This is a genomic window from Xanthomonas sp. NCPPB 3174 (assembly GCF_056725205.1).
In genome coordinates, this window is sequence record NZ_CM161517.1 from 613,845 (window position 1) to 628,192 (window position 14,348).

A 14,348-nucleotide genomic window follows, 5' to 3' on the forward strand; every position below is an offset into this window, starting at 1 on the left:
GGCTTCGGCGTCGCGCGGGCCGCTGAAGCCCGCGTGGCGCCTACCACGGCACCACGCGGCCCAGGTAATCCAGGTAATGCAAACCGCCGCGGCCGTGGGCGGTGTCGATGGTGTCGAGCAGGGGCGGGATGCTGTCGTCGATGGACAGGCGCGCCTGCGGCCCGCCCATGTCGGTGCGCACCCAGCCGGGCGGCTCGGACTTGATCGCATTGTTGCCCGCCTCGTTCATGGCGGCGCAGCCCGACATGCTGCGCGAGCCCGCGCATACGTTTGCGCTCCCCGTGGTCACCGAGCCGATCACGGTGTCGATGCTGTGGCATCCGCGCCTGGAGCACGATGCGGCGCATCGCTGGCTCCGCGGCCTGTTTCTGTCCGAGTTCCGCTCGCGCGTGCCGCTGCGCTGAGTCGCACAGGCCGTTGCTGTCGGGATGCGACATCGGCACTGGTCCGCCGCCGCGGCGATGCCGCACACTTGCCGGCTCAGATCGAAGGCAGGAACAGGCGATGGCACGGCGATACGGATGGAGCGCGATGCTGGTGGGGCTGGTGGCGTTCGCCGCGGCGGCGGCCGGCCCCGCACCCGGCGAATACAGCACCAAGGAAGGCTGGGGCAGCATGCGCGTCACCGACAAGGGCGGTGCGCGCCAGTTCGACCTGTTGTCGGTCGGCGCCAACGGCCACACCTGCTCGCTGTCGGGCACGCTGCAGGGCGACAAGGCGGAGGTAAATGACGCTGGCGACGTGCCGTGCAAGCTCGCCTTCAAGCCGGTGCCGGGCGGGTTCAACGTGGCCGCGCTGACCGAGGAAAGCTGCCGCGACTATTGCGGCATGCGCGCCAGCTTCGAGGGCGACTACCTGCAGTTGCCGGCCGGCTGCACCGCCGTGGCCAGCAGCCGGCGGCGCGAGGCCTATCTGCAGGACTACCGCGGCAAGCGCTACGACAAGGCGCTTGCCGGCATGCAGGCGTTCGCAGGCGAGTGCGGCGGCTTCCTCAACTGGCTCGATCGTGACCGCTTCGCCAACGACCGTGCCATCACCCTGCTGCGCCTGGGTCGGCCGCAGGAGTGCCTGGCGGCGTTGGACGGCACCCTGGCCGGCCGCAGCCGCGACGAGGCCTCGTTCCAGGCGGAACTGGAAAAGCAGAGCACCATGCTGCCGCCCAGCGACTGGGACGCCTACCTGCCGATCGCCAAGTCCACCTGGTTCAACCGCAAGCTGTGCGAGGCGGCCAGGCGCTGACAGACGCTGTGTCGGTACGGCGCGCCGATGGCCGCTGCACCGGGTGCCGTCCGCCGCTGCGAGACGCGGCGCGGTGGCCATGGATGTGCTGCGGTTGGCGTGCGACGCGAGAGACGCCCAGGCCCCTGGCGCCGTTCCATGGCCCGCTGGTCGCCGGGGCGGCGTGGCGTCGGCGGTTGCCGTGGCCGCGGGCGACTGCGCATACTTCCGGCGACCGATGGCGGGTTGGACGCCCTGGAGCAAGGATGATCGATCGACTGCGACGCCTGTTGTCCCGCACCTCGCCACGCGAGGCCGATGCCGCTGGGTCGGAGCCGGCGCCCGACGTGCAACCGGGCCGCGCACTGCAACAGCTGTTGCTGCAGGTGCTGCAGCGCGAGGGGCATGCGGCCAGCTTGCACGACGAGGTCGTCGTGCTCGGCAACGGGCTGCAACTGCGCACCGAACTGGTGGATCTGGCCGAACTGCGCAGCGGCGTGCGCACGGCCAGTTGCATTCGCGTGCATCACGCCAGCCTGTTCGCGGACGGGATCGTCGAGTTCCAGCATTCCATCGGCGAGGACACCGAGGCGAGTCTGGCCTCGGGCTTCACCACCTGGGCGCGTACCGATCTGGTGGCGCTGTCGGAGGCGGTGGCGGCGCCGGCAGAGGCCCGCTGCATGACGTTGCAGATGGAGTTCCCCGCCTCGGCCACGACCGAGGCCGCGGTGCGGCGCACGGTGGTGCTGGGGCCGGTGGCGCACATGAACGGTGACGCGGCCCGGGCCGCGGCGGGCGACGACACGGAACACGCGTTCTGCCCGTGCTGTCTGTTCACCAACAGCCTGGATGCCTTGATGCCGTTGCTGCAGCGGGATCAGCGCATGCTCGGCATCCGCCTGTTCGCCTCGCGCGACGCCGACGGCGAGGTCGCGGCCGACTGCCGGGTCAACGGCGAGGACTTTCCGGACGGCGTGGCCTGCCTGCGCCGTTATGCCGAGACCTGGCCGGCGCTGGGCGCCTTGGAGTTCCGCAAGCAGTACGCGGTGGTGCGGCTGCCGGAGCCGGTGGTGCCGGATACCGCGCACTGACGCGCAGTCGGGCATCGCCCGCGCACGCCAGCAAGGCACGCCATCCTAGGCTGCGGCGGCATTCGTCGACGCAGCCGGCAGCGCCGAGGCCACGATGCCATGCAGTTGCGCGGCCAACGCCTTGCGGTCGCTGCCCGGCGCCACCGCGATCGGCGCGTGGAAGGTCACCCTGACCACCGCACCGGACAGGCGCAGGAAGTGCGCGACGTGCGCACCGGCCTGCATCTCGCCGTAGAAGGCATAGGCATCGCGATCGCCGCCCTGCGCCAGCGGCTGCCCATCGACGCTGCGCACCTCCAGCGTGAACGGCTGCAGCGTCCAGCGTCGCGCGTCGGGGTCGGCACTGAGGAACAGCGAGAACAGGCTGGACTTGAACGGCGCAACGCGCTCGCCGGAGGAGGTGGTGCCCTCGGCGAACAGCACCACATCGTGATCCGGGCGCAGTTGCGCGGCGACCGCGGCCGCCACCGCCGCAGCATCCTGACGACGCCGGCTGATGAACACGGTCTGCGCCAGCGCGCCGATGTGGCGCATGCCCGGCCAGCGTTCCATGTCGTTCTTGGCGATGAAGCGCGCGCGCAGCAGGCTGCCCAGCACTACGATATCGAAGTGGGAGATGTGGTTGCCGACGAACAGCGTGCCGCCCGCGTCGCGCGGCGTGCCCACCACCTCCACGCGAATCCCCAACGCGCGCCGCAGGCAGCCGAACCACAGCCGCGGCAGCACGAACGCGGCGCGGCCGCGGGTGAAGCGCATCAGCAGCCACTGTGGCGGGATCAGCAGCAGGCTGGCAGCGATGCAGACGGCGAGCCGGACGATGGCGCGCACGCGGCCAATCGGGGCGTCTGTTGCGTGTCGGGGCGAAGCGGAAGGCATGGGGATCGCAGGTGAGGGTACGGTCGGCACGCGCGGCGGCGCGCCCGCGGCGATGGTAGCCGAGGCGTGTGTACTTCAGCATCCTGCCGGCGGTCCGGCGCGCGCTCTCTGCTCCGCGCGTCGCGGCTGAAGCCGCTCCCACAGGGGCCGGCGATGTGCTGGCTGGGGGCACTGTGGGAGGGACTTCAGTCCCGACTGCTTCCAGGAACGAATGGCTGACCTGCTTCGTTCGTCGCGGCTGAAGCCGCTCCTACGAGTCAACCGCGCTCACCGATCCATGGCAAGTGACTAGCGGTGCGCCGATGCCGCGCTTGCAGAGTCTGCTGGGGTCGCCGGCTCAGCGCGCGCTGTCGCCTGTGTGCAGTCCGCACGCTGTGAGATGGCGAACGATGTCAGCGTCCAGTCATGCATGGACGCTGCCTCAACGCCGTAGATCCACGATTGGCGCAGGCCGTCGATGCAGCTTGCGATGGCGATGCTGTCGCCGGGCGCGCCCTGGTCGGGCAGCGGCAGCGCTACCGGCGCCTTGGTCGGCACGCCGTGCAGCGCACGTGCGTAGGTCAGCACCAGCGGGCCGAGTCGCTCCAGGTTCTGGGCCCGCGCCGGGCCGGCGTCCGATGGCCGATGCTTCGCCAGCCAATCGCGCACCTGCCGCCATTCGGGCGTGCCCGCGGCGTAGGTGTTGGTACTGGACACGCGCAGGCTGTCCGGCACGTCCGGCGCCGCGTGCGTCGCCAGGGGCAGCAGGGCGAGCAGCAGCGGGCCCATGACCCATCCGCTGCGCCGAGCGCGTCGTTGACTGGTCAAGACAGCACAACCGTTGCGCCTGTGCATCCGCCCGCTCCCTGCTGGTTGCCGATGGCGCGACGATAGCACCATCGGCGGCCACGTCTTCCCGCATGGCGCCGGCCGCGCTGACGCTTAGCGCTTGCCGGGACGATCGGCCAGCGACGCCTGCAGCGCGGTGGCCAGTGCGGCGTCGCCGCTGACCAGCGCATTCCAGCGCAAGTCCAGGCCCTTGCGCCGGCCTTTCTCGGTGAGCTTCAGGCCTTCCGGATCCACGGTCAGGGTGTAGTGCACGCCGTCGATCTCCAGTGCGCGGCGCAGGGGTTTGTCGAGCGGGGTCATGCGGCGGCTCCCGTTTTCACGATGCGACGAGCGTAGCGGGGCCAAGGTGACGGCAGGTTCTGCAGGCGCGCCGGATGAAGACGCTAAAAATCGCCACCTACAACGTCAACGGTATCCGCAGCCGCTTGCCGCAACTGCTGCAGTGGTTGCAGCGCGAGGCGCCGGACATCGTCGGGCTGCAGGAACTCAAGAGCGTGGATGCCGGCTTCCCGCTGGCCGAGTTGCATGCCGCCGGCTACGGTGCGGTGTGGATGGGGCAGTCGGGCTGGAACGGCGTGGCGCTGCTGGCCAGGGGCTGCGACCCGGTCGAGAGCCGGCGCGGCCTGCCCGGTGATCCGCGCGACACCCAGAGCCGCTACATCGAGGCGATGGCGCACGGTGTGCTGGTCGGCTGCCTGTACCTGCCCAACGGCAATCCACGCCCGGGGCCGAAGTTCGACTACAAGCTGGACTGGTTCGCGCGGCTGCAGCGGCATGCGCAGCACCTGGTGGCGTTGCCGCATCCGGTGGCGCTGATCGGCGACTTCAACGTGGTGCCCACCGATGCGGATATCTACAACCCGGCGTCGTGGCGGCGCGACGCGTTGCTGCAGCCGGAGAGCCGCCAGGCCTATGCGGAGTTGCTGGCGCAGGGGTGGACCGACAGTCTGCACGAAGTGCACGGCGAGCACCGCGTGTACACGTTCTGGGATTATTTCCGCCAGCACTGGCAGCGCGATGCCGGGCTGCGCATCGACCACCTGCTGCTGAATCCACCGCTGGTCGCGCGCCTGCGCGACGCCGGCGTGGACCGCTGGGTGCGCGACCTGCCGCATGCCAGCGACCATGCGCCGACCTGGGTCGCGCTAGGCCCGGCGCCGGCTCGCGGTGCAGCCAAATCGTCGGCCAAGCCGAGGCGCAGTGTCGAGGGCGCTGGAAGCAAGACCGCGCGCGGCGCTGCGAAGAAGACCGCACGTGCATCCGCGTCTGGCGCCGCGCCTTTGGCGGCGAAGACGACAGCGCGGCCCAAGCGCAAGACGACGACCAAGGCCGCGGCGACATCGGCGCAGCCGGCGCCGGCAACAAAGAAGACAAACGCGACAAAGACGAAGACGCCGAAAGCGCGCAAGGAGCCCGCTGCGAGCGCGGTGCCGCCGACGCCCGCGCGCGGCGGCAAACGCCGCAAACCCTCCCTTCTCCCATCGGGAGAAGGTGGCGCGTAGCGCCGGATGAGGGTACGGCGAAGCGGGGAAGGTACCGACCCCGCGCTACCGCCGCGTCCCGGCGGCTTCTCTTACTTCAACATCTCGGTAAACGCGCGATCGGCCTCGATCACGTCCGGCAGCGCGGCGAACAGCGCGTCCAGATCCACGTCGTCCAGCAGCGGGCCGGCCACCGCCTGCCGCGCCTGCTCGTTGGCGCCGCCGTGGCGCTGCAGCGCGTCGGCGACCAGCGCGGCCTGGGCGACGACCTTCGGCATCGGCTCGCCTTCCGGCGCCTGCAGCGGCCGCGCCTGGAAAGCGATGGCGGTCTGGATCACCTGCGGCAGATGCCAGCGCCGCGCCAGCTCGGCGCCCACTTCCGGGTAGCCGAAGCCCAGTTGCACGGTCTCGTCGGCGGCGCGGCCGCTGGAGGAGGCGTCCGGGTGCAGTTGCGCGGCGTAGTCGGGCGCGCCGGTCTGGATCAGCAGTTCGCCGATGTTGTGCATCATGCCGCAGGTGAACGCGGTCTCCGCGTCCAGGCCCTTCTGCCGCGCCAGCAGCCGGCACACGCCGGCCACTTCGAAGCTGTGCAGCCAGAACGCGCGCAGGTCGAAATGCGCCGGCGCATGGAACGCGCCGGTCACCGAGGAGGCCAGCACCAGGGTGCGCAAGGTGTTGAAGCCCAGGCGCAGCGCCGCGTCTTCCACCGTGGTGGAGTCGCGCGCGCCGCGGAAGCGCGCCGAATTGGCCAGCCGCAGCACCTTGGCCGCGATCACCGGGTCCCGTTCGATGTTGCGCGCCACCGTGTCCAGGCTGGTGCCCGGCGCATCGAACTGCAGGATCAGGTCCTGCGCCACCTGGGGAATGGTCGGCAGGGTGTGCAACTGGTCGAACAGCGCCTCTAGCTTCATGGGGACCCTCGGAACGGAACGGGAGGCGGGCAGGGCCGGCAGCCGGCCGCGCCGCCACGGTGGCGGAATGCGCGCATCCTACCGATTCGCGATGGCCGGCGTGTGGAAAACCGGCCCCGCGGCGACGGCCGCGCCCTGCTGCAGCGGAGGACGCGGCTCAGCCGGCGCCGCGCACGCGCAGGGTCAGGCCCTTGAGGAAGTTGCGCAGCAACTGGTCGCCGCACAGGCGGAAATTCTTGTGTTCCGACTGCCGGAACAGCGCCGACAGTTCCGGCTTGGACACCGGGAAACCGGCGGCGTCGAAGATCTGGTGCATGTCCACGTCCTTGAGCTGGAACGCCACGCGCAGCTTCTTCAGCACCACGTTGTTGGTGATGCGCGCCTCCACCGGGCGCGGCGGCAGGCGCTCGTCGCGGCCGCGGTAGTGGAACACCAGCCCGTCCAGCACATGCGCCAGCACCGCGTCGCTGCATTCGACCAAGCCGTCTTCGTCCTCCTTCTTCAGCCACGCCGGGATCTGCGCCTTGTCGATCGCGAACGCGGGGTCGGCGAGGTGCGCCAGATCGACGATCTTCTGGTCGCTCAGGTCGAGCATGTAGCGGATGGAGCGCAGGATGTCGTTGTTGAGCATGATCGGTGCAGGAGTGCCGGCAGGCCCGGCGAGGGGCGCTAGTCTAGGCGCTGGTCCACATCGGTGCGTAGACCGCGCAAGCCAGGCCAGGGTTGCGGTTCACCGAGGGTGTGTACGCGACGATGCCGGCGGCGCGGTTGCATCCACCGACGCATGCGCCATCATCGGGGCATGGACCATCCGATTCCCAAGCCGAACGCCGTGTCCGCGCTCAATCCGCGCCAGGAGCAACTGGTGGCGCTGGTGCGCCAGCAGGGCTATGCCGAGGTGGAAGGGCTGGCGGCGCGTTTCGAGGTGACGCCGCAGACCATCCGCCGCGACCTGACCCTGCTGTGCGAAGCCGGCGTGCTGCGCCGCTACCACGGCGGGGTGAGCCTGCCGTCGAGCGTGGAGAACCTGGCCTACGCGGCGCGCAAGTCGCTGCAGGCGCAGGAGAAGCGGCGCATCGCCACGTTGTTGGCGCAGCACATTCCCGACGACGCCTCGTTGTTCATCAACATCGGCACCACCAACGAGGACGTGGCGCGCGCGCTGATGGGCCACAGCGGCCTGCGCGTGATCACCAACAACCTCAACGTCGCGGTGATGATGAGCGCCAACCCCAGCTTCGAGGTGATGGTGGCCGGCGGGCGCGTGCGCGGCCGCGACCAGGGCGTCACCGGCGAGGCCACCATCGAGCTGATCCGCCAGTTCAAGGTGGATTTCGGCGTGATCGGCATCTCCGGCATCGATCCGGACGGCACCCTGCTGGACTTCGACTTCCACGAGGTGCGGGTGGCGCAGGCGATCATCGAGCACTCGCGGCAGGTGTTCCTGGCCGCCGACCACAGCAAGCTCGGCCGCAACGCGATGGTCCGGCTGGGCCCGATCGGGCGGGTGCACGCCTGGTTCACCGACCGCGCGCCGCCGGCCGAGCTGGCCGCGGTGCTGGAGGCGGCCGGCACCCGCGTGTTCGTCGCCGAGGGCGATGCGGCCGACCAGGGCGCGCCGCTGGACGCGGCCGCGGACTGAGCGAGGCCGGTCCTGCCGTCGTCGCCAGGGCGGCCACAGGACTGTGTTCGGATTGTTTCGTTAATGTTGCGTGATGTGGCGCGATCATCGCGCCGCAGCGGCCCGGCGCGCCCGCTCGGCTGTCTCTGACCTAAGCCACTGGCCGATTACGGCGGGTTTGCAGGACGCCGTCGACGCCACGCTGCAGTGCAGCGTGATATGTTCGGAAATGTTCGTTTACGATCTTTTCGTCCTCAGTCCTGACCCCGGCCGGTTGCCGGGTCCGGGCACGACACTTCCGGAGTCGGCTATGCGTGAGACCTACGATGTGCTGGTGGTCGGTGGCGGCATCAACGGCGTGGGCATCGCCCGCGACGCGGTGGGCCGCGGATTGTCGGTGTGCCTGTGCGAGCGCGACGACCTAGCCGCGCATACCTCCAGCGCCAGCACCAAGCTGATCCACGGCGGCCTGCGCTACCTGGAGCAGTACGAGTTCGCCCTGGTCGGCAAGGCCCTGGCCGAGCGCGAGGTGCTGCTGCGGCTGGCCCCGCACATCATCTGGCCGCTGCGTTTCCTGCTGCCGCACCAGCCGCACCTGCGCCCGGCGTGGATGATCCGCACCGGCCTGTTCCTGTACGACCACCTCGGCCGCGGCCGCCGCACCCTGCCGGGGTCGCGACGCCTGGCGCTGCGCACGCACCCGGTGGGCGCGCCGCTGCGCGAGGAGTTCCGCACCGGTTTCGTCTATTCCGACGCCTGGGTGCAGGACGCGCGGCTGGTGGTGCTCAATGCGATGGACGCCGCCCAGCGCGGTGCGCGCATCCTCACCCGCACCCGCTGCGTCGGCGCGCGCCGCGTGGATGGCCTGTGGCAGGTGCAGTTGCAGCATGCAGACGGTCGCCGCGAGGAGCTGCGCGCGCGGTCGCTGGTCAATGCCGCCGGGCCGTGGGCGGTGCAGTTCCTGGACGAGGTGGCGCACGTCGGCCACGACCACGCGCTGCGCCTGGTCAAGGGCAGCCACATCGTGGTGCCGCGGCTGTTCGAGCACGACCACGCCTACATCTTCCAGCAGCCGGACCGGCGCATCGTCTTCGCCATTCCCTACGAGCAGGACTACACCCTGATCGGCACCACCGACGTCGACTACCGCGCCGACCCGGCCGCGCCGCGCATCGACGGCGAGGAGACGCGCTACCTGTGCGAGGCGGCCAACCGCTACTTCCGCAAGCAGATCGCCCCGGACGACGTGGTGTGGAGCTACAGCGGCGTGCGCCCGCTGCTCGACGACGAGGAGGACAACGCCGCCGAGGTCACCCGCGACTACCTGCTGGAACTGGACACGCGCGATGGTGCGGCCCTGCTCAACGTGTTCGGCGGCAAGCTCACCACCTACCGCAAGCTCGCCGAGGAGGCGGTGGACCGGTTGACCGCGCATGCCGGGCGCAAGGCGCCGGCCTGGACCGCGCACGGTGCGCCGCTGCCCGGCGGCGAGCGCAGCGACATCGCCACGCTGGCGCGCGAGTTGCACGCGGCACGGCCGTGGCTGCCCGAGGCCACCGCGCAGCGGCTGGCGCGCAACTACGGTACCCGCGCGGACACGCTGCTGGGCGATGCCGCCTCGCTGCAGGACCTGGGCCAGCACTTCGGCGCCGACCTGTACCAGGCCGAGGTCGACTACCTGCGCGAGCACGAATGGGTGGTGGAGGCCGAGGACTTGCTGTGGCGGCGCAGCAAGCTCGGCCTGCGCGTGGACCCCGCCGGACGTCAGCGCCTCGTTGCCTACCTGCAACAGGCGCCGGCCACGCTGGCCGCGGCACCGGCGTGATCGAAACGCTGCCGTCGGCCCGGTTCGGGCCGCGGCGGCGCGTGCACAATCGCGCTGCGCCCGGCACCCGCCGCGGCGCACGAACCTGGACGCAACCGTGGAGGGTGGCAGGCATGGGTGGATCGACAGCGGCAACGACGGCAGGCCGGGAGGCATGGGCATGAGCCGGCAACTGGTGGGCGAACTGATTTCCGAGGCGATCGCGATGTTGATCATCATCGCCTTCGGCTGCTCGGTGGCATGCATGTACGTGCTCTACGACCCCAGCCCGTACCAGCACGCCTACTGGGGCGTGTGCATCGCCTGGGGCCTGGCGGTGACCATCGCCATCTACGTCACCGGCTCGGTGTCCGGCACCCACGCCAATCCGGCGGTGACCCTGGCGCTGGCGCTATACCGCGGCTTTCCCTGGCCCAAGGTGCTGCCGTACTGGGTCGCCCAGGTGATCGGTGCGTTCCTCGGTGCGTGGATCGTCTACCTGCTGTTCGCGCCGGTGATCGACCACTACAACCAGGCCCAGCATCTCACCCGCGCCGGCGGCGGTGCGGCCGGGGTGTTCTTCACCGCGCCGGGCCTGGCGATCACGCCGATGCACGCGCTGCGCGACCAGGTGATCCTGACCGCGTTCCTGATCTTCGGCATCTTCGCCATCACCGAGCGCTACAACGAGGCCGCGCCCACCGCCAATTCCGGTGCGCTGATCATCGGCCTGCTGGTGGCCACCATCGGCGCGTCGATGGGCTATCTGGAAGCCTGGGCGATCAATCCGGCCCGCGACTTCGGCCCGCGCCTGTTCGCCTACGTCGCCGGCTGGGGCTCCTCGGCGCTGCCGTCGGCCGACAATTACTGGTGGATCCCGATCGTCGGCCCGCTGATCGGCGGCGTGATCGGTGGCGCCGCCTACCAGTGGCTGATCTATCCGTTCCTGCCGGCACGGGTGAAGGCGCTGGAGGAAGAACAGGCCGCCGCGCGCCGCGGCTAGCGCGCCGGCAGCGCGTTCGTTTCCGCGCGCGGCGTGCGCGCGTCCCTACTTCCCCGTTGGCGCCGCGCCCGTGCGCGCGGCGTGCATCCCGCAGGAGTCTCCGATGGAAAAGCAGTTCATCCTGGCCATCGACCAGGGCACCACCAGTTCGCGCGCGATCCTGTTCGACCGCCAGGGCCGCATCGTCGGCATGGCGCAGCGCGAGTTCTCGCAGATCTTCCCGCAGCCGGGCTGGGTCGAGCACAACCCGCGCGAGATCATGACCAGCGTCTACACCACGATCACCGAGCTGCTCAACAACCACCAGGTGGACGCCAGCGCGATCGCCGGCATCGGCATCACCAACCAGCGCGAGACCGCGGTGGTGTGGGACCGCGCCACCGGCCAGCCGATCTACAACGCCATCGTCTGGCAGTCGCGACAGACCAAGGACATCTGCGACCAGCTCAAGGCCGACGGCCACGAGGACTTGGTGCGGGCCAAGACCGGCCTGCTGATCGATGCGTACTTTTCCGGCACCAAGGTCAAGTGGATCCTCGACCACGTCGAAGGTGCACGCGAACGCGCGCAGCGCGGCGAGCTGGCCTTCGGCACCATCGACAGCTGGCTGATCTGGAACCTCACCGGCGGCAAGGTCCACGTCACCGACTACACCAACGCCTCGCGCACGCTGCTGTACAACATCCATGAGTTGCGCTGGGACGAGGAACTGCTGCAGCTGCTCGACATCCCCGCCTCGATGCTGCCGGAGGTGCGCTCGTCCAGCGAGATCTACGGCGACACCCAGGGCCAGTATTTCTATGGCCATGCCGTGCCCATCGCCGGCATCGCCGGCGACCAGCAGGCGGCGCTGTTCGGCCAGGCCTGTTTCGAGCCGGGCATGGCCAAGAACACCTATGGCACCGGCTGTTTCATGCTGATGAACACCGGCGAGAAGGCGGTGGCGTCGAAGAACGGCCTGCTCACCACCATCGCCTGGGGCGTGGACGGCAAGGTCGAGTACGCGCTGGAAGGCGCGATCTTCGTCGCCGGCTCGGTGGTGCAGTGGCTGCGCGACGGCCTGCGCATGCTCGGCAAGGCCAGCGATTCGCAGGCCTATGCCGAGCGCGCCGGCGACAACGACGGCGTGTACTTCGTGCCGGCCTTCGTCGGCCTGGGCGCGCCGTACTGGCGCAGCGACATCCGCGGCGCGGTGTTCGGCCTGACCCGTGGCACCACCAAGGAACATTTCATCCGCGCCGCGATCGAATCGATGGCGTACCAGACGCGCGACGTGCTGACCGCGATGCAGGTCGATTCGGGCATCGAACTCAAGGAACTGCGCGCCGACGGCGGCGCCATCGCCAACGACTTCATGGCGCAGTTCCAGAGCGACATCCTGGACGTGCCGGTGCTGCGCCCGGAGGTGGCCGAGACCACCGCGCTCGGTGCGGCCTACCTGGCCGGCCTGGCCACTGGCTTCTGGAAGGACCGTGCGGAAATCGCCCAGCAGTGGGCGGTGGACCGCCGCTTCGAGCCGGACATGCCGGCCGAGCGTCGTGAGGCGCTGTATGCCGGTTGGCAGCAGGCGGTGGAGGCGACGATGGGCTTCCGGATTCGTTGAGGCGAGCAAAACACGTAGGGCGGTTTCAACCGCGACTGGGCGTTCCTGGGAAAGTCTGGTCGCGGCTGAAGCCGCTCCTGCGACGGCGGATTCTCTCCGCTCGGCGATGATTCAGACGTATTGCGTCGGCCCATGCGGACCCGGCACCGGGGCGTCGACGTCGCCGACCGGGTCCTGGATCGGCGGGATGGTCGGATCGATCGGCTGGTCGGGGGTCGGGTCGATCGGGCGATCCGGAGTCGGGTCGACGCCCGGGTTCGGGACCTGGCCCGGCACCTCGTTCGGTGGCTGCTGCGGATCCTGGCCGGGATTGGGGGATTGCATGTGCATGGGCGTCTCCGTGCGATGAGGGTCCAGCGTGCGCGCTGGGCCGGTGGTTGCGGGTGAAGCGCACGGCAACGGTGGATGAAAGGCGGGCCAATCCGCGCACCTCGCCGTCGCGATCGGGAGGCTTGTCGCTGGCGCCGACTCCAACGCTCCGGCATGCTGGCGCCGCATGCGCCACTACGACCTGGTCATCTTCGATTTCGACGGCACTCTGGCCGATTCGTTTCCCTGGTTCCTGGCGACCATCAACGGCGTCGCCGACGAATTCGGCTTCCGCCGCTTCGACCTGGCGCGGCTGGACGAGATCCGCAGCCTGAGTGCCCGCGAGCTGATGGCGCGCAGCGGCCTGCGCTGGTGGCGGGTGCCGGCGGTGGCGCAACGCATGCGCGCGCTGATGAGCGCGCAGATCGAGCGCATCGCGCTGTTCGACGGGGTCGCCGAACTGCTCGCGCAGTTGGCGCAGGCCGGCGTGCAGCTGGCCCTGGTCACGTCCAACAGCCACGCCAACGTCGCGCGCGTGCTCGGCCCGGCGCTGCTCGCGCAGTTCCGCGACGTGCGCTGCGGCGCGGCGGTGCTGGGCAAGCGCCGCAAGCTGCGCGCCAGCCTGCGCGCCTGCGGCGTTCCCGCCGCGCGGGCGCTGTGCGTGGGCGACGAGATCCGCGATGCCGAGGCCGCGCGCCAGGCCGGCATCGCCTTCGCCGGCGTGGCCTGGGGCTACACCTTGCCGACCGCGTTGCAGCCGCACACGCCGCTGCCGTTGCTGCAGCGACCGGACGCGCTGCGGGCGCTGGTGCTGGGTACCGGTGTCTGCGCGGAGCCGCATCTGGCGCAGGCAGGCGAGCGCGGCGCCTGCGCAGCCATGGGCAGCGACGCATGACGTGGCTGCCCTATGTGGTCGCAGGCGTGATCGCTTCCGTCTTCCTCGGCAGCGCCGCCCTGTCGATCGGCGCGCTGCATCGCATGGGGCGCAACCAGGTGACGCACCTGCTGGAGGCTTCGTTCCGCGAGCAGGCGTTTCCGGGTGAGCACGGGCCGTTGCGTGGCAGCGACCTGACCGTGGTCAAGCGATCCAAGCAGACCATCGAGGGCAGCTACGGCCATGTGTATTCGATCGCACCGGGTGCCGCGCTGCAGACCGCCGATGCGTTCTGGTACTGCGTCGGGCCAGGACCGAGCTGGTTCCTGGCCATTCCGGTGGTGACGTCGGGCTTCGGCGAGGCGCAGGTGCGCTGGATCGTGCGGCCGATGACCGAGGGGCGCATGCGCGTGGCGCTGCAGTTCGACCGCAAGGCGACCCGCCTGGCCTTCGGCACGCGGCCGGCTGCGCGCTGAGTCCACCGACCCGAGCGAGGCAGCCAGGCGCGCACGGCGCGAAGGGACCTGCCGATCGCGTCCTCGCGCCGTTCCTTTGTCCTCGGCGTGCCCGGTGGCATGCGCCATGACCGACGCCGCGGAATCCAGAGGCGCATCGAGTGCCATCGGGCCTCGGCCCCGCCATGCGCCGGCTGGCTCGGCCGGACGCCGAGCGGAATTGCTGCGCTGCAGGTTGATTGTTCACTTGTGATTGCTATATTCATATGCGAAC

At 70.2% G+C, this 14,348-nt stretch carries 17 protein-coding genes; 10 read left to right on the forward strand and 7 right to left on the reverse strand.

The features are described 5' to 3' along the window. Nucleotides 1-40: 40 nt before the first annotated feature. The gene (locus AC1PK7_RS02785; protein WP_481099795.1) at nt 41-229 is read right to left on the reverse strand and encodes a hypothetical protein; all 189 of its coding nucleotides are present in this window, start codon (nt 227-229) and stop codon (nt 41-43) included. Between AC1PK7_RS02785 and AC1PK7_RS02790 the strand changes: the two genes are divergently transcribed. From AC1PK7_RS02790 to AC1PK7_RS02800, 3 genes are all read left to right on the forward strand, one after another. Beyond that, a complete protein-coding gene (locus tag AC1PK7_RS02790; RefSeq protein ID WP_481099796.1) occupies nt 213-404 on the forward strand; it encodes a hypothetical protein in 192 nt (63 codons plus the stop codon). The genes AC1PK7_RS02785 and AC1PK7_RS02790 overlap by 17 nt on opposite strands. 100 nt (nt 405-504) lie before the next feature. Then, complete coding sequence (locus tag AC1PK7_RS02795) at nt 505-1,239, forward strand: hypothetical protein (protein WP_481099797.1); 735 nt, start codon at nt 505-507, stop codon at nt 1,237-1,239. A gap of 245 nt (nt 1,240-1,484) precedes the next feature. Next, nucleotides 1,485-2,309, forward strand: coding sequence for a DUF6348 family protein (locus AC1PK7_RS02800; RefSeq protein WP_481099798.1), 825 nt, complete (start codon nt 1,485-1,487; stop codon nt 2,307-2,309). A 45-nt stretch (nt 2,310-2,354) separates the two neighbouring features. On the opposite strand, the gene AC1PK7_RS02805 is transcribed toward AC1PK7_RS02800, so the two are convergent. The 3 genes from AC1PK7_RS02805 to AC1PK7_RS02815 form a co-directional block, all read right to left on the reverse strand. Further along, on the reverse strand, nt 2,355-3,137 hold the full coding sequence (locus AC1PK7_RS02805) for a lysophospholipid acyltransferase family protein (protein ID WP_481099799.1): 783 nt from the start codon (nt 3,135-3,137) through the stop codon (nt 2,355-2,357). Between the two features lie 336 nt (nt 3,138-3,473). Beyond that, complete coding sequence (locus AC1PK7_RS02810; protein ID WP_481099800.1) at nt 3,474-3,953, reverse strand: hypothetical protein; 480 nt, start codon at nt 3,951-3,953, stop codon at nt 3,474-3,476. A 153-nt stretch (nt 3,954-4,106) separates the two neighbouring features. Next, nucleotides 4,107-4,313 (reverse strand): hypothetical protein, encoded by a 207-nt coding sequence (locus tag AC1PK7_RS02815; protein WP_481099801.1) that lies wholly within the window; start codon nt 4,311-4,313, stop codon nt 4,107-4,109. Nucleotides 4,314-4,387: 74 nt separating this feature from the next. Here AC1PK7_RS02815 and AC1PK7_RS02820 point away from each other — a divergent pair, with 74 nt between their 5' ends. Next, nucleotides 4,388-5,515 carry an exodeoxyribonuclease III gene (locus AC1PK7_RS02820; protein ID WP_481099802.1) on the forward strand — a complete coding sequence of 376 codons (1,128 nt, stop codon included), beginning with the start codon at nt 4,388-4,390 and terminating at the stop codon, nt 5,513-5,515. 71 nt (nt 5,516-5,586) lie between these two features. Here AC1PK7_RS02820 and AC1PK7_RS02825 read toward each other — a convergent pair whose 3' ends face one another. Together AC1PK7_RS02825 and AC1PK7_RS02830 are read right to left on the reverse strand one after the other, a co-directional pair. Then, nucleotides 5,587-6,405, reverse strand: coding sequence for an HDOD domain-containing protein (locus AC1PK7_RS02825; protein WP_481099803.1), 819 nt, complete (start codon nt 6,403-6,405; stop codon nt 5,587-5,589). Between the two features lie 157 nt (nt 6,406-6,562). Then, nucleotides 6,563-7,036, reverse strand: coding sequence for a YehS family protein (locus AC1PK7_RS02830; RefSeq protein ID WP_481099804.1), 474 nt, complete (start codon nt 7,034-7,036; stop codon nt 6,563-6,565). A 171-nt stretch (nt 7,037-7,207) separates the two neighbouring features. Here AC1PK7_RS02830 and AC1PK7_RS02835 point away from each other — a divergent pair, with 171 nt between their 5' ends. The 4 genes from AC1PK7_RS02835 (at nt 7,208) to glpK (ending at nt 12,436) form a co-directional block, all read left to right on the forward strand. Further along, on the forward strand, nt 7,208-8,047 hold the full coding sequence (locus AC1PK7_RS02835; protein ID WP_371183710.1) for a DeoR family transcriptional regulator: 840 nt from the start codon (nt 7,208-7,210) through the stop codon (nt 8,045-8,047). A 289-nt stretch (nt 8,048-8,336) separates the two neighbouring features. After that, nucleotides 8,337-9,851 carry a glycerol-3-phosphate dehydrogenase gene (gene glpD, locus AC1PK7_RS02840; protein WP_481099805.1) on the forward strand — a complete coding sequence of 505 codons (1,515 nt, stop codon included), beginning with the start codon at nt 8,337-8,339 and terminating at the stop codon, nt 9,849-9,851. A 160-nt stretch (nt 9,852-10,011) separates the two neighbouring features. Further along, complete coding sequence (locus AC1PK7_RS02845) at nt 10,012-10,833, forward strand: MIP/aquaporin family protein (RefSeq protein WP_017916383.1); 822 nt, start codon at nt 10,012-10,014, stop codon at nt 10,831-10,833. A 103-nt stretch (nt 10,834-10,936) separates the two neighbouring features. Beyond that, entirely contained in the window at nt 10,937-12,436 is a 1,500-nt protein-coding gene (gene glpK, locus AC1PK7_RS02850; protein ID WP_481099806.1) for a glycerol kinase GlpK, read from the forward strand. Between the two features lie 111 nt (nt 12,437-12,547). Here the strand turns inward: glpK and AC1PK7_RS02855 are convergent, their stop codons facing one another. Continuing rightward, the gene (locus tag AC1PK7_RS02855; protein WP_010342416.1) at nt 12,548-12,766 is read right to left on the reverse strand and encodes a hypothetical protein; all 219 of its coding nucleotides are present in this window, start codon (nt 12,764-12,766) and stop codon (nt 12,548-12,550) included. A gap of 166 nt (nt 12,767-12,932) precedes the next feature. On the opposite strand from AC1PK7_RS02855, the gene AC1PK7_RS02860 reads away from it, so the two are divergent. Both AC1PK7_RS02860 and AC1PK7_RS02865 read left to right on the forward strand, forming a co-directional pair. After that, entirely contained in the window at nt 12,933-13,640 is a 708-nt protein-coding gene (locus tag AC1PK7_RS02860) for an HAD-IA family hydrolase (protein ID WP_481099807.1), read from the forward strand. Next, the gene (locus AC1PK7_RS02865) at nt 13,637-14,095 is read left to right on the forward strand and encodes a hypothetical protein (protein WP_481099808.1); all 459 of its coding nucleotides are present in this window, start codon (nt 13,637-13,639) and stop codon (nt 14,093-14,095) included. Before AC1PK7_RS02860 ends, AC1PK7_RS02865 begins: the two co-directional genes overlap by 4 nt. Nucleotides 14,096-14,348: the final 253 nt, after the last annotated feature.

Coding starts and splice junctions, on each gene's coding strand:
- AC1PK7_RS02785 (WP_481099795.1), bottom strand. CDS start 229: ATGAACGAGGCGGGCAACAATGCGATCAAGTCCGAGCCGCCCGGCTGG.
- AC1PK7_RS02795 (WP_481099797.1), top strand. CDS start 505: ATGGCACGGCGATACGGATGGAGCGCGATGCTGGTGGGGCTGGTGGCG.
- AC1PK7_RS02800 (WP_481099798.1), top strand. CDS start 1,485: ATGATCGATCGACTGCGACGCCTGTTGTCCCGCACCTCGCCACGCGAG.
- AC1PK7_RS02810 (WP_481099800.1), bottom strand. CDS start 3,953: ATGGGCCCGCTGCTGCTCGCCCTGCTGCCCCTGGCGACGCACGCGGCG.
- AC1PK7_RS02815 (WP_481099801.1), bottom strand. CDS start 4,313: ATGACCCCGCTCGACAAACCCCTGCGCCGCGCACTGGAGATCGACGGC.
- AC1PK7_RS02820 (WP_481099802.1), top strand. CDS start 4,388: ATGAAGACGCTAAAAATCGCCACCTACAACGTCAACGGTATCCGCAGC.
- AC1PK7_RS02825 (WP_481099803.1), bottom strand. CDS start 6,405: ATGAAGCTAGAGGCGCTGTTCGACCAGTTGCACACCCTGCCGACCATT.
- AC1PK7_RS02830 (WP_481099804.1), bottom strand. CDS start 7,036: ATGCTCAACAACGACATCCTGCGCTCCATCCGCTACATGCTCGACCTG.
- AC1PK7_RS02835 (WP_371183710.1), top strand. CDS start 7,208: ATGGACCATCCGATTCCCAAGCCGAACGCCGTGTCCGCGCTCAATCCG.
- glpD (WP_481099805.1), top strand. CDS start 8,337: ATGCGTGAGACCTACGATGTGCTGGTGGTCGGTGGCGGCATCAACGGC.
- AC1PK7_RS02845 (WP_017916383.1), top strand. CDS start 10,012: ATGAGCCGGCAACTGGTGGGCGAACTGATTTCCGAGGCGATCGCGATG.
- glpK (WP_481099806.1), top strand. CDS start 10,937: ATGGAAAAGCAGTTCATCCTGGCCATCGACCAGGGCACCACCAGTTCG.
- AC1PK7_RS02855 (WP_010342416.1), bottom strand. CDS start 12,766: ATGCACATGCAATCCCCCAATCCCGGCCAGGATCCGCAGCAGCCACCG.
- AC1PK7_RS02860 (WP_481099807.1), top strand. CDS start 12,933: ATGCGCCACTACGACCTGGTCATCTTCGATTTCGACGGCACTCTGGCC.
- AC1PK7_RS02865 (WP_481099808.1), top strand. CDS start 13,637: ATGACGTGGCTGCCCTATGTGGTCGCAGGCGTGATCGCTTCCGTCTTC.